Origin of the sequence: Hoyosella subflava DQS3-9A1 (assembly GCF_000214175.1) — a bacterium.
GTDB classification, from domain to species: Bacteria; Actinomycetota; Actinomycetes; order Mycobacteriales; family Mycobacteriaceae; genus Hoyosella; species Hoyosella subflava.
Map to the genome: position 1 here is coordinate 4,359,984 of NC_015564.1, position 13,142 is coordinate 4,373,125.

The 13,142-nt window shown below is 63.0% G+C and carries 11 protein-coding genes; 5 read left to right on the forward strand and 6 right to left on the reverse strand.

The features are described 5' to 3' along the window. Positions 1 to 49: 49 nt before the first annotated feature. The 4 genes from AS9A_RS20265 to AS9A_RS20280 form a co-directional block, all read right to left on the reverse strand. Entirely contained in the window at positions 50 to 532 is a 483-nt protein-coding gene (locus tag AS9A_RS20265) for a DUF779 domain-containing protein (protein ID WP_013809019.1), read from the reverse strand. Next, positions 532 to 2,055, reverse strand: a complete 1,524-nt coding sequence (gene adh, locus AS9A_RS20270; RefSeq protein WP_041451254.1) for an aldehyde dehydrogenase — start codon at positions 2,053 to 2,055, stop codon at positions 532 to 534. The genes AS9A_RS20265 and adh overlap by 1 nt, the downstream gene beginning before the upstream one ends. Positions 2,056 to 2,133: 78 nt before the next feature. After that, complete coding sequence (locus AS9A_RS20275; RefSeq protein ID WP_013809021.1) at positions 2,134 to 3,429, reverse strand: sigma-54-dependent transcriptional regulator family protein; 1,296 nt, start codon at positions 3,427 to 3,429, stop codon at positions 2,134 to 2,136. A 57-nt stretch (positions 3,430 to 3,486) separates the two neighbouring features. Further along, entirely contained in the window at positions 3,487 to 4,533 is a 1,047-nt protein-coding gene (locus AS9A_RS20280) for a 2,3-butanediol dehydrogenase (RefSeq protein WP_013809022.1), read from the reverse strand. Positions 4,534 to 4,685: 152 nt separating this feature from the next. On the opposite strand from AS9A_RS20280, the gene AS9A_RS20285 reads away from it, so the two are divergent. Further along, positions 4,686 to 5,540, forward strand: a complete 855-nt coding sequence (locus AS9A_RS20285) for a hypothetical protein (RefSeq protein WP_013809023.1) — start codon at positions 4,686 to 4,688, stop codon at positions 5,538 to 5,540. Between the two features lie 76 nt (positions 5,541 to 5,616). Here the strand turns inward: AS9A_RS20285 and AS9A_RS20290 are convergent, their stop codons facing one another. Together AS9A_RS20290 and AS9A_RS20295 are read right to left on the reverse strand one after the other, a co-directional pair. Continuing rightward, positions 5,617 to 6,774: a PucR family transcriptional regulator gene (locus AS9A_RS20290; protein WP_013809024.1), complete on the reverse strand. Its 1,158-nt coding sequence runs from the start codon at positions 6,772 to 6,774 to the stop codon at positions 5,617 to 5,619. Positions 6,775 to 6,843: 69 nt separating this feature from the next. Next, positions 6,844 to 8,787 (reverse strand): YhgE/Pip domain-containing protein, encoded by a 1,944-nt coding sequence (locus AS9A_RS20295; RefSeq protein ID WP_013809025.1) that lies wholly within the window; start codon positions 8,785 to 8,787, stop codon positions 6,844 to 6,846. A 244-nt stretch (positions 8,788 to 9,031) separates the two neighbouring features. On the opposite strand from AS9A_RS20295, the gene AS9A_RS20300 reads away from it, so the two are divergent. The 4 genes from AS9A_RS20300 (at position 9,032) to AS9A_RS20315 (ending at position 13,072) form a co-directional block, all read left to right on the forward strand. Beyond that, the gene (locus tag AS9A_RS20300; protein ID WP_013809026.1) at positions 9,032 to 9,685 is read left to right on the forward strand and encodes a PadR family transcriptional regulator; all 654 of its coding nucleotides are present in this window, start codon (positions 9,032 to 9,034) and stop codon (positions 9,683 to 9,685) included. Positions 9,686 to 9,791: 106 nt separating this feature from the next. Continuing rightward, entirely contained in the window at positions 9,792 to 10,784 is a 993-nt protein-coding gene (locus tag AS9A_RS20305) for a daunorubicin resistance protein DrrA family ABC transporter ATP-binding protein (RefSeq protein WP_013809027.1), read from the forward strand. Then, on the forward strand, positions 10,781 to 11,548 hold the full coding sequence (locus AS9A_RS20310) for an ABC transporter permease (protein ID WP_013809028.1): 768 nt from the start codon (positions 10,781 to 10,783) through the stop codon (positions 11,546 to 11,548). The genes AS9A_RS20305 and AS9A_RS20310 overlap by 4 nt, the downstream gene beginning before the upstream one ends. Before the next feature lie 66 nt (positions 11,549 to 11,614). Further along, on the forward strand, positions 11,615 to 13,072 hold the full coding sequence (locus tag AS9A_RS20315; RefSeq protein ID WP_013809029.1) for an amidase: 1,458 nt from the start codon (positions 11,615 to 11,617) through the stop codon (positions 13,070 to 13,072). The last annotated feature ends 70 nt before the right edge of the window (positions 13,073 to 13,142 follow it).

Below are 13,142 nucleotides of genomic sequence, written 5' to 3' on the forward strand. Positions count from 1 at the left end.
GATTCGCCCTCCGTGAGGGGGAAGATCCTTCACGATCCGCGCACACACCCTACGGATCACGTAGCCCAGGGGCCGGACAGGCGTCGGCGACGTCGACAACTACCTGCCCGGCCTCCGCTGGCTCCGGCCGCACACCGGTTTTCCAGCCAGCGCCATCAATCACCTGTTCCGCAGCGAGCGCCGACAACTCGTCCGCTTCGAACGCGCGTCCCCTGCTCAGGAATCGCACGCCTTCGGGTGACTCCAGACTGAACCCCGATCCCCGGCCCGGCACCACGTCAAGCACGAGCTGGGTGTGCTTCCAGGTTTCGAACTGGGAGCCCGATATCCAGACCGGAACACTTCCGTCGCCGAGTTCCAGCACGCCGAGGAGGACGTCGCGCTCGCCGACGATGAAGTCGCCCAGTGGATAACACATCGGTGCTGAGCCATCGCAACAGCCGCCAGATTGATGGAGCATCAACGGGCCGTGGCGGCCAGCGAGCTGCTTAAGCAGATCGCGAGCCGCCACGGTCATCACCACACGGTGCATCAGAAGAAGCCTTGTGCGCCTGGTGCGTAGCTCACCAGCAGATTCTTGGTCTGCTGGTAGTGATCGAGCATCATCCGGTGGTTCTCACGACCGATACCCGACTGCTTGTATCCACCGAACGCAGCGTGAGCTGGGTACTGGTGGTAGGTGTTCGTCCACACGCGCCCCGCCTGGATCTCTCGCCCCGCGCGGTATGCGGTATCCCCGGTCCGTGACCACACACCAGCTCCGAGACCGTACAGCGTGTCATTCGCGATGCGAATAGCATCATCGAAGTCCTTGAAGGATGTCACCGAGACAACCGGCCCGAAGATCTCTTCCTGGAAGATGCGCATCTTGTTGTTGCCGGTGAAGATCGTCGGCTGCACGTAGTAGCCACCGGACAGATCGCCGCCGAGGTCCGCACGCTCACCGCCGGTGACGACATGTGCGCCTTCACTCTTGCCGATCTCGATGTACGAAAGGATCTTCTCGAGCTGATCATTGGATGCCTGGGCACCGATCATCGTGTCAGTGTCGAGCGGGTTGCCCTGGCGTACTGCCTTGGTGCGAATCGCGGCGAGCTCGAGGAACTCGTCGTAGATGTCTTCCTGGATCAGCGCACGGGACGGGCAGGTGCACACCTCACCCTGGTTCAGCGCGAACATGGTGAAGCCTTCGAGCGCCTTGTCCTGGTAGCTGTCGTTCTGGGCGAGCACATCCGAGAAGAAGATATTCGGGCTCTTCCCGCCGAGTTCGAGAGTCACGGGGATCAGGTTCTCCGACGCGTACTGCATGATCAAGCGACCGGTGGTGGTCTCACCGGTGAAGGCGATCTTCCGGATCCGGTTGCTCGATGCCAGCGGCTTCCCAGCTTCCACACCGAAACCGTTGACGATGTTGAGAACACCGGGCGGCAGCAGGTCACCGATAATTGAGATCAGGTACATGATCGAAGCTGGGGTTTGCTCCGCAGGCTTCAGGACGATGGCGTTGCCAGCAGCGAGCGCGGGAGCCAGCTTCCAGACAGCCATGAGAATGGGGAAGTTCCACGGAATGATTTGTCCGACCACGCCGAGTGGCTCGTGGAAGTGGTAGGCAACGGTGTCATCGTTCAGTTCCGACAGCGAGCCTTCCTGAGCGCGAATCGCACCCGCGAAGTAGCGGAAATGATCAATCGCAAGCGGAATGTCTGCGTTGAGTGTTTCGCGGATGGGCTTGCCGTTGTCCCACGCCTCCGCGAGTGCGATGGATTCGAGGTTCTCCTCGATGCGGTCAGCGATCTTGTTGAGAATGTTGGCGCGGACAGCAACGGGCGTCTTGCCCCATTTGGGCGCGGCCGCGTGCGCGGCGTCGAGCGCCTTCTCGATGTCTTCGGCGGTGGAGCGCGCAATTTCGACGAATGGCTGGCCAGTCACTGGGGTGACGTTCTCGAAGTACTCGCCCTTCGCGGGCGCTACCCATTCGCCACCGATCCAGTTGTCATACCGCGACGGGAACGACATCAGCGCGTCAGGTGAACCGGGACGGGAATACTCGGTCATGAACTCCTCCAGTGCTTGTGGGTTGTGATCCACGACACTAGGCGCGCTAACGTTGCAACACAGTTGCATGATCGCGACTTAGCGGCTGTACTCCCGATTGAGCCGGTCGACGCGCGCTTTGACCTGGCAGAACAGCGGCGCCGCCGGATCAAGGGAACTGAGGTACGCGGTGAGGGCAACGATGTCTTCTCGCCCGTGCACGGACGATGTCCATCGGGCAAGCAACTCAGCATCGCCCGCTCGCAGCAACGCGGCCTGGATCCGTACTTGCAGTTCCTCGCGCAGGTCGACGACGCCCGGCGCAAACGACTCCGGCAAGACAGGCCCCGGATAGGCACGCAGAGCGGCCCGGACGTCACCGCGGTCCAAAGCTGAGCGCACTTCGGCGACATCGGTTCGAAGCTCGGTGAGCAGCCGATACGGACGCGAACCTAGCCGCTCCGCCCCGATGACTTTGCGGAGCCGGGAAAGCTCGGCACGCACCGTGACGTCGTCAAGTTCCTCTTCGTCAAGAAGGACCGCGAGACGCTGCGACGTGAGACCTTCGGGATGCTCAGCAAGCAGCAACAGAATCTCCGCATGCCGCTGCGACAACCTGTTGTGGTCAGCACCCAAGTGCAGCACGGGCCGGACAGCCCCCAGCGTTTCGAGCCGCGGCACCGCCTCCGTCAAGGCGTGCGGCGACCGAAGTAAATGCAGGCGCAATTCCGTTTCCGCCGCCATCACGGTTGCTTTCACGAGCTGCAGCACTTCCGGCGCGGCGACGCGGGGACCGCCTGTTATGTCGATCGCGCCGATGATCCGGCCCGATAGTGGATCATGCACGGGCGCGGCTGAACAGCTCCATTCATGCACGGAACGGTTGAAATGCTCCGTACCGAAGATCTGCACCGAGTGGTCGAGCGCGAGCGCTGTCCCAGGCGCGTTCGTGCCGACGCGTTCTTCGCTCCAGTCCGCGCCTTCCATAAAGCTCATTCCGACAGCACGGTCGCGTGCGAGATGGTCACCCTCAACCCAGAGCAAGCGGCCCGCTTCGTCCGTCATCGCGACGAGCAACTCGCTGTCGGCGGCATCTTCGACGAGGAGCTTGCGCACCACTGGGCGGATCAGCGCCATCGGATGTGCAGATCGGTAACCCTTGAGTTCCTCCTCGAGGAGAAACCCGGTCTGGTCGACGGTTTCCGGGGAGATGCCGCGCTCCTTCGCGCGCAGCCAGGACTCGCGCACGACCTTGCGCACCGACGCGGGCGCTGCGCCATTCGGCGTGGCAAGGAACGACTGCCACGCCGCAGACAGGTCCCGGGCGAGCCGTGTGATGTCCTCGCCCGGTGGCAGCGCCAGCCACGGGTTACCGGTGGGCCGCGGTTGGGTCATCGATGTCTGTGCCTCCTCCCTACCGAGAGTAACCCACGTCACTCCCGGAGAGAGACCTCACAGAGATGGGTCGATGAGCACCTTCATCTTCTTGCCCGCGTGCAGCGCATGGAATCCCTCATCGACTACCTGCTCGATGGGGATGGTGGTGACCCAGCCGGTCGTGTCGTAATGCCCGTCCGCCATGAGGTCGATGACCGCACGGTAGTCGTCGCCGGTGTAGCAGAGTGAGCCCTGGATGCGCGATTCATTCATCACCAGGTTGAGCAACGGCGTTTCCAGCGGCTTTTCGTAGATGGCAACACTCACCAGAGGTTTGTGGGCGCCGATACATTGCAGCGCCGTTTCGACTGCGGGCTGAACACCTGCGGCGTCGTAGGCGGCGTCGACACCACTGCCACCAGTGTGGTCACCGATGAACTCCGCGACATTCACCGACGTCGGATCGAGGGTTTTAGCGCCCAGATTTTCGATCGACGCGCGCCGCACTGGAGATGGTTCCACCACATAGACGTCGTCGAGCCCGAGTCCCTTCAGCGCGAACCACACGCCGATCCCGATCGGCCCGGCCCCCATCACCATGGCCGTGTCGCCTGCCTGCACATCTCCAAGCTTCGCAGCGTGGTACGCGACAGACATGGGCTCGACGAGGGCACCGAGTTGCAGCGACACTGAGTCAGGCAGCTTGTGCAGCATGTTTTGTGGAACCACGGTGGACTCGGCCATACCGCCGTCTGACATCAGCCCGTGGAAGCCGATGAACTTGCAGATGTTGTACCTGCCCGACGCGCATGGGCCGCACGTGCCACAGCGGTAGATCGGTTCGATGGCCACCCGATCACCTTCACTGAAACCATCCACTCCTGGCCCAATTTCAGTGATTGTTCCCGAAAACTCGTGCCCGAGGACAAGGGGCGCCTGGTTGCCGGTCAGCGCATGCGGCGTGGTCGGGATAAAGATCGGGCCAGCGAAGTACTCGTGCAGGTCCGTTCCGCAAATCCCGTTGAACCCCACGCGTACCTTCACCTGTCCGTAAGCAGGTGACGGGTCGGGGACGTCGTCGATGGAGACTTTATTTGGTCCGTAATACACAGCCGCGCGCATTGGTGCGCTCCTCCCGTTGAGACGGTTGACACCTCAGTCCTATATGAGCTGGATCACACCTGGCAGGGTTGCGGGGGGTTGCAGGGCTGACGGTGGGAACACCGGGGCACCTGCCACAATCGGTACGACGAGCGCGAAAGCAAAGGAGCGACGTGGACCGGAAGCGTTCCCAGCATCGGCCAGGCAGGTGGCCCGAGAAATGGCCTGCGCCCCGGACCCGGCGCCGGGATATCGCCCTTCTGGGCGGGCTGATTATCGCGGCGGCAGGATCCTTAGTCGCGGGGGTTATGGGGTTCAGAGACGGACAACCGCACGTGCTCGGGTTTGGTGTCCTCGTCGCGGCGCTCTTCAGCGTGGGCGCGGTTTACCACTTCTACCATGCAGTTCACCCACAACGGCGCCGCGGCGACGTGGTACTCACGACGAATCGTGACGGTGAGCCCGTAACCCGCATACTTCGGTCGCCAATTCTGTTTCACCTGCGTACAGCGTTAATGATCGGTCTCACGGTACTTTTCACCGCTTCTGCGGTAGACCACTACCTATCCGAGGGGACCGCGGGCGTCCTCGGCGCGCTCATCTATCTGGTCATTGCCGTGTTCTTCGGCTCGTACGTCCTCGCCGTGGCCACGAAGGGACTGATGCCCGGGTTTATCGAGTTCTCGCCGCAGGGCATCTTCAATCGCGGCTGGAGTTTCGAGTCACGCATGCCGTGGCGTCACGTGCTCACCGTTCAGGCAGAGCACGACAAGAAACACCCGCAAGTCCTCGTCATCGGTGATCCCGAACGGGAGTGGAAGTACGACTACACGGTTCGCCTGTGGCGCATAGACCGTTTGACTGTGGTCCCGATGATCGACGTCGACACCAGAAAGTTCAGGGTCCCGCCCGACGTGCTCTACGCGGTCTTCTCCTACTATTTTGACAGCCCTCCAGCGCGCGTGGAGCTAGGCACACAGGTATCACTCGACCGGATCGACCAGTGGTGGCCTCGCCCAGCTGCCTAATCCATCTGCGGATGTCGCCTAAACCCGCCGATTTCGAGGGATGTAATTGACACCTGCTGATGAATTTCGGGGAGTCCTAGCTGCGCGCGGCCCGGCGCGCTAGTGACCACCATGCGAGCACAAGATCGTGGGTGCTCGCCCGGATATCCAGGCCGGTGATCTCCCGGAAGCGGCCCAGCCGGTACCGCACCGTATTTCGGTGTACATGCAACTTCTCCGCCGTGGCATCGACATTCTGATCGCACTCGAGCAGCGTCCACACAGTCTGCTCGATTTCCCGGTTGGCCTCGTTGTCACTATCTAAGTACTGGAAATGCAACTGTTCGACCGCGACTGCAAGTTCGTCGGCCATCAGCGCGAGTGGCAGCGGACCAAGCTGATCAAGGGTGACCACCCCGGTGCGGCCGAATGCCGCGGCAGCGTCGAGAGCGACGCTCGCTGACCGGAACGCTGCAGCAACGTTATGAAGGTGGACCGCCGAACCGATGGCGGCGAGGCTGCCATCAGGCAGGGTGGGGGCCTGCGGAACGAGCCCCACTAGGTCGCCTTCGAGCACAGCGAGCACGGGCTTATGGTGCTGAGTGGCGGTGGTTCGTCGTATCGCGGACGACATGCGTTCTTCTTCTTTTGCGTCGGCAGGGTGCGCACGCAGCGGGTGGTAGCGCGCCGACGGATCGAGACCAAACAATCGGGCCTCTGTGGCAAGCCGGGCTGGCGCGACTGTCCCGTGCAGCGTGGCCCGCAGGAAGTCGGCGCGACGGCCACTTTCGCGTTCCCCCGCATCGACGGCCATCTCACGCTGGATTTCGGCGATCACCCCGGCGGCGTCAGTGACAAATTGCCAGGCGAAATCATGCACACGCAGCATCGTCGCTGCGTCAAGCTGATACTCGGCGGCCATCGCGTCGGCCTCATTGAGGAGGTAACGCGCCGCGAGCTGAATGCTGCGGGTGAGCGCGCCGAATGGAAAGCCCTGCTCTGCCCGCCGTCGCGCAAGGTCCGCCAGGGGCTCCAGGGTGGCTGCATCTACCCGCAGCACGGCGACGTGCGTGATGACATCGCGCATCAGAGCCACGGTTGCCCCGCGCACATCCTCCATCGGCAGTACGTCGTACTCCGGTATCTCGCGGCGCAGCAGAGCAACCACCGCTTCCGTGCGTTCGTCGAGGCGCGTCAGCAGAGCGTCCGCCAAATTCGCGAGCGCTGGGTGAGCTGGCTCGGGCGACGCGGTCATGCCGCGATCCTAGCCAGCTCACCACTCAGCTGATCGGTCTTCCGGCCGAATCAGGCCGCAGTGTCCGCGTTAACGCTGGTCCGCGCCAACCGTGACAAGCTCCGCAGGTTCCGCCGGACTTGCCGACATATCCAGCTGATTGCCCAGCCTTGCCGCGTGCCTACGGTGCGCGAGGTACTGCGCGGCCAGCCCCAGCAGGGTGATGCCGGCCATTGTCGCCACCGCTGACACGAACCCAGGGCTGCCATTGAATGCCGCGATCAAGCCGTCGCGCGTGTAGGACATCGGCGCGATCGGGTGCAGTGCACGCAGCGGTGCAGGGATCGTTTCCAGCATCCAGACGCCACCGAACGAGAACACTTGCAGCATCCACACTGCGAGCGTGACGAGGATGCCCGCGGCGTAGCCGAAGATCCTGAATGCGGCGCCCGTAAGAGCCACGGACATCAGTGTCGCTGCGGCGACGACAACGATCACCTGGCCGAAACTCGCCGGTGCCGGTGCAGGTGTGACGACTGACCACACCACCGTCGCGAGGCCTGCCATGGCGGTGAGGCTGACCGCAGTCACAGCAAGGAGTCGCCGGACGGGGCGTTTCGGATGGGCCCCACCCGATAGAACCGCGCCTCGGTCCTCGCCCGATGCCCGGAACGACATCCACACGAGTAGCGCCACGAGCGCTGACGAAATCGCGAGCAAGACGGGCACAGCCCCCGGTCCGAGTTTCGACGTTCCCGCCACCGTCTTGTCCGCGACATTGTTCGCGTCAAGCGCGACGGGAGTGCTGACCAGCGAGGCCAGTTGTGTGCGCGAGGCGTCATCGCCGAGATCAGGAACGCGCTGCGCACCGGCACCCAGTCCGTCGGCGAGTTGTCCCGCGCCGTCATCGAGCTGACGAGCGCCGTCCTGCAAACGGGGTAGATTCGACGCAAGCTGGCCCACACCTGCCTCGATGCGGCCAAGGCCGTCGGCAAGTGTCCGCGCACCGGTCGCGAGTTCCCCTCCGCCGACGGCGAGCGTATCGACACCCGAACGGTACTGCGCTGCCGGATCATTCAGCTGACGCGCGAGCTCCGCACTTCCTGCGTTGAGCTGCGCGATGCCGTCAAGAAGCTGTTCCACCTTGCCGAGGATCGCAGCACCTTCACTGCCCACGGGGTCAGGGAGGGAAGCGAGCTGGTTCTGCAGCGCCGCCACCCGCCCCGCGAGTGTCCCGTCGGGATCGACGGTCCCGGCAAGCGTGTTCAGCCCGTCGGACAGGCGTTGTGCGCCGTCCCCCAACTCACCAGTGCCGTTCTGCAGCCGTACCAGTCCGTCAGCGAGCTGCTCAGCACCATCGGCCAAGCGAACACCACCCGCCCTGGCCTCGCTGACGCCCGGAGCTAGTTGTCCGGTCACCCCATCCGCGACCTGGTCAACACCCCCGGTCAGCTGACCAGTGCCATCCGCGAGGCGTCCCGCACCATCAGCCGCATCACGTATGCCACCACCGAGGTCATTCATCCCGGTCAATACGGTGCCCACGGTGCGGCTCGACGTGGACTTCAAGACCGCCGCGTTGAGCGTGGCCATCACCCTGGCGCCGACGGTGGAAGCCATCGTCGTGTTGTTGTCGTTGTAGGTGACCCTGATGCTCGCTGGCTCAGTAACACCATTCGAAAGCCCGCTGAGGGTGCTGCTGAAGTCCTCCGGAATCTCCACCGTGAAGTAGTAGTCCGCGGCGCGCAGCCCCTCGGCCGCCTGGTCGGCGTCGACGACCTGCCAGTCCAGGGCACCGCCGTCCAGCAGCGTATTGACGATCTCGTCACCGGCGCGGACCGTGTCGTCGCCTTCACCGGCGGGCTGGTCCGAGTTGACGAGCGCGACGGGAAGGTGCTTCAGCTTTTCTGTCGGGTTCCACATCGCCCACATGAAGAGGGCGGCGAACGCCAAGGGCAGGGTGATGACGAGCGAGAGCACGATTCGCATTGTGCGCGAACGGTGCCACCGTGAGACGGGTCGGGGCGCGTGCATTCGTATTACTCCAGTTGGTGTGGTTGGTGACCCTTGCCCTCGGACCACCTAGTTCACCTAGTGTGATCTCCGCGCATTCCACTACGGCAGCATGATTCGGGTCATATTGATGGTCTGCATTTATGCCCCAAAAGGCCATGGACGCCGCGCCAAACCCGCAGGTTCCGAATTGGCTGGGGGAACAAACGGGACCGGGTTCGCGGCCAGAACCGCAGCAAAACGCCGCTGACATAAACTCGAAGTCATGGCCGCCATCGAAACCAGACTCCTCATTCTTGGCGCCGTCATGATGTTCGAGCCGGTCAACGGCTATCAGGTTCTGCGCGAGTTGCGGTCGTGGGACATCGAGGAGTGGGCAAAGATCAAACCGGGATCGATCTACTCTGTGCTGCGGACACTCACGAAGAATGGGAGTGTCGTTCGTCACGAAGTCGACGAAGGCGCCCGCACGGTATCCGTGTATGTGACGACGGCGCAGGGCCGTGCGGAGTTTCACCGGCTGTTCAGTGAAGCTTTGCGCGAGCCCGATGCGATGGCACCCATCCCGGCGCACACCGCATGGCTGCTGCTCCTCCTCGTGACCCGCGAGGACTTTTTGAGCAGCCTCGACGAACGCATTCGCCGTTCGGAAAAACTGATCGAAGAAGGCGAGCAGCAGCTGGCTGCTGGCATCGATGCGCCCGAACACATCATTGAAGTCGCGCGTATGTGGCATGCGAAGGCGACACTCGAGCTCGAGTGGTCGAAGAGCATGGCGGACAGGATTCGCGCTGGTGAATTCGCGTTCGCGGGGGAGCCGCTGACATGGCAGCCACCACCGAACGATCCGGGCTGGCAGATGATGGAAGACCAGCAGCGTTACCGAAGGGTCCTGGGGCTGCGGGAGAAAGTCCGGTAGCGACGATCGTCCAGTGTGCGCCAAAAATCACTTGACCCTACTTATTCAAACTTGAATACTTGATACGGCGCTGCTAACCCAGCGCGGAACACACGGGAGTGAAACAGTGATCAAAGCCCGCGGACTCGCACAGACCTTCCTCACCGGCCAAGGTCGCGAGAAGAAGGAAGTTCACGCAGTCAAAGAGGTCAATCTCGACGTTGCCGAGGGTGAAATCGTCGCGTTCCTGGGGCCCAACGGCGCCGGCAAAACGACGACGCTCCGGATGCTCACCACACTGCTCAAGCCCACTCGGGGCGAAGCGAAGGTGGCTGGTTATGACATTGGCCTCGAGCCAGAACAAGTGCGCCGCAACATCGGGTACGTTTCCCAGTCTGGTTCCACCGCCTCAGTCGCACGCGCAGGCGAAGAGGTCATGGACCACGGCATGCTCTACGGAATCTCGCGGGCCGAGGCGGAACGGCGCGGAAAGTACCTTTTCGAACAGCTCAACCTGGACGGCCTGTGGAAACGTCAGCCCAAGGCGATGTCTGGTGGCCAGCGCCGCCGACTGGACATCGCGATGGGGCTCGTTCACGAACCTCGGCTGCTTTTCCTTGACGAACCAACTACTGGCCTCGACCCGCAGGCCCGCGCGAATCTGTGGGAGCACATTCGTGACCTTCGCGAAAAGCGCGGCGCCACAATCTTTTTGACGACGCACTACCTAGATGAGGCGGACGCTCTCAGCGACCGCGTCATCATCATCGACAACGGCGAGATCGTGGCCTCGGACACCGCAAACACGCTGAAATCCAAAGTGTCTGGTGAGCTGATCGACCTCGAAATCGCCGAGGCCGGGAAGGTGCAGGCTGCAGCGGAAACCCTAGGCGCGCTGACTCCCGCGGACTTGGGAAGCGTCGAAATCGAGGGGCAGCGAGTTCGGTCACGCGTCCGGAACGCGGGGAAAGAGATGCAAACGCTCATGCGGGAACTCGATGTCCGCGGCGTTCACCTGACCTCGATCGAGGTACGTAAACCAACGCTCGACGACGTATTCCTCACCCTTACGGGCCGCTCGCTGCGCGACGACGACTTATCCTCCGGAGAACGACTGTGACTACTGTTCAAACCTTTTCCCGCGAGACATCCATCGTCTATCGCAGACAACTGCGCACCAACCTTCGCAATCCTGCGTGGGTCATCATCGGCATGGTCCAGCCCATGCTCTACCTGTTCCTGTTCGGCCCGCTGCTCGAGCCACTATCAGCACAAATCGGCGCAACGAACGCGTACACGTTCTTCGTGCCTGGCATCCTGATCATGCAGGCGCTCTTCGGAGCGTTCTTCGCCGGATTCGGGCTCATCAACGAGTGGCGCGAGGGCGTCATCGAAGCAGAACGCGTGACTCCGGCGAACCGTACGGCGCTGCTGGTCGGCCGAGTACTGCGGGACCTGACTCAATTGTTGGTCCAGGCACTCATCCTGGTAGGTCTCGGATACCTGCTCGGCATGCGTGCGCCAATTCTCGGTGTCGTGCTCGGTGTCACACTCACACTGCTGATTGGCGGCGCGTGCGCCGCGGCGTCGAATGCGTTCGCCCTCACGGTGAAAAGCGAGGACGTGATGGCACCGGTGACGCAGATGGTGACCATGCCCGTTTTCCTGCTCAGCGGGATTTTCCTCCCCATGACCATGGGGCCGGCCTGGCTGGAAACTCTCGCGAACATCATTCCCACGAAACACATCGTGGATGCGGTCCGCACCTCGTTCGATGGCACGTTCGCGGCCAGCCCGTTGTTGTGGGGTACGGGCTGGTCACTGCTGCTGTTCGGGCTCGCGGTCTGGTGGGGTACACGAACCTTCCGCAAGGAGAACTCGTGACACGCTAGGTTGAGTCGCGGGGTGCTGGACGGCACTCCGCGACTCCCAGCGATTGTGAGGTGCCGCATGTCTGATGATTTGACGGCCCAGTCGGCGGTGCAGCTAGCCGCCAAGATCAGAAGCGGCTCACTTTCGGCACGCACTGTAATCGACGCGCACATCGATGTCCTGAAGAAAAACCGGTCCCTCAACGCGGTCGCGAAACCCCGGTTCGACGCCGCGCGGGCGGAAGCCGACGAGGCTGACCGGCTGATCGCGAGCTCAGCCCCTGATGCGGACCTCCCGCCCCTGCTGGGCGTGCCTATGACGATCAAAGAACTGATCGCCGTCGAAGGGATGCCGAATTCTGGCGGATTCCCGCACCGGCGCAGCGTCAGGTCGCGAAGCGACGCTCCTGCCGTCTCGAGGCTGCGCGAGGCTGGTGTCATCATCGTGGCAATCACTAATGCTGCCGGACCGGTGTACTGGATCGAGACGAACAACCCGCTGTACGGCCGGGTCAACAATCCGTACGATCCCCGCCGCACAGCTGGCGGATCGTCCGGTGGTGACGGAGCCGCCGTGTCAATCGGTGGCGCAGCCGCAGCGCTAGGGTCCGATCTAGGCGGTTCACTCCGAGTTCCGGCATTCTTCAACGGCGTGTTCGCGCATCTCCCTTCGGTCGGACTCGTTCCCAACACCGGACACTTCCCGATGACTGCAGGTGGCGTCCGGAAATCGCTCTATCTTGGACCGCTGGCGCGCCACGCCGAGGACCTCTTCCCTATCCTGCAAACGATTTCCGGGCCGCACGACTCCGATCCGCATAGTTCGCCGGTGGAGCTCCGCGATCCCTCTACCGTGTCGCTGAAGGGGCTGCCGGTTTTCCTCTCCACTGCATCTTCGGTGACGAAACCGCGCGCGGCGGTCGAGGAGGCACGGCAACGCGCGGCCGATGCTCTAGAGAGCGCTGGTGCACGCGTGGAGGAGCTTCCGCTGCCGGAATTGCGCTGGGCGATGGGCTACGCGCTCGCCGCGATTGCAGGCGAAATGGACTTTGCGGCGACGGTAGAAGAGGTGCTGGGCACCGCGGCGCCGCGCAAGCGGCAGCTGCGCTACTTGCCGCGCAACGTCGCGCTCACTGTTGCCAGCGCTCCCGTTGCGGTTCTGCGCCTCGCTGAAGCTGCCCCGGCTCGCGCTGTCCGTACTCGAGCGATGCGGAGACTTGTCAGTGCCGCTCAGCGTGCATCCGACCAGATCACTGCGGCGGTTGGCGAGGGCATCCTGTTGCACCCGCCTTTTCCCCGGCTCGCACCACGGCACTACACGACGTACGGTCAGCCGTGGCTCCTGGCGAACACTGCCGCATTCAACTTCCTTGGGCTACCGGCCACCCAAGTGCCGATGGGCCTCAATGCGGATAATCTGCCCACCGGTGTGCAGATCGTCGCCGCACCAGGCAATGATCATGTCGCAATCCGCGCGGCACTGGAACTCGAACGCGCGGCTGGGGGCTGGACACCCCCTCCTGGCGCAGACAGTTAGCACACGAAATGACCTGGCACTAGCGGGTACCCACTAAAGCTGGTGCCGCAATTTGTGATTTGCGCGAGCT

Excerpts from the sequence above, each read along its gene's own strand:
- AS9A_RS20265 (WP_013809019.1), bottom strand. The coding sequence starts at position 532 with ATGCACCGTGTGGTGATGACCGTGGCGGCTCGCGATCTGCTTAAGCAG.
- adh (WP_041451254.1), bottom strand. The coding sequence starts at position 2,055 with ATGACCGAGTATTCCCGTCCCGGTTCACCTGACGCGCTGATGTCGTTC.
- AS9A_RS20275 (WP_013809021.1), bottom strand. The coding sequence starts at position 3,429 with ATGACCCAACCGCGGCCCACCGGTAACCCGTGGCTGGCGCTGCCACCG.
- AS9A_RS20280 (WP_013809022.1), bottom strand. The coding sequence starts at position 4,533 with ATGCGCGCGGCTGTGTATTACGGACCAAATAAAGTCTCCATCGACGAC.
- AS9A_RS20290 (WP_013809024.1), bottom strand. The coding sequence starts at position 6,774 with ATGACCGCGTCGCCCGAGCCAGCTCACCCAGCGCTCGCGAATTTGGCG.
- AS9A_RS20295 (WP_013809025.1), bottom strand. The coding sequence starts at position 8,787 with ATGCACGCGCCCCGACCCGTCTCACGGTGGCACCGTTCGCGCACAATG.
- AS9A_RS20300 (WP_013809026.1), top strand. The coding sequence starts at position 9,032 with ATGGCCGCCATCGAAACCAGACTCCTCATTCTTGGCGCCGTCATGATG.
- AS9A_RS20315 (WP_013809029.1), top strand. The coding sequence starts at position 11,615 with ATGTCTGATGATTTGACGGCCCAGTCGGCGGTGCAGCTAGCCGCCAAG.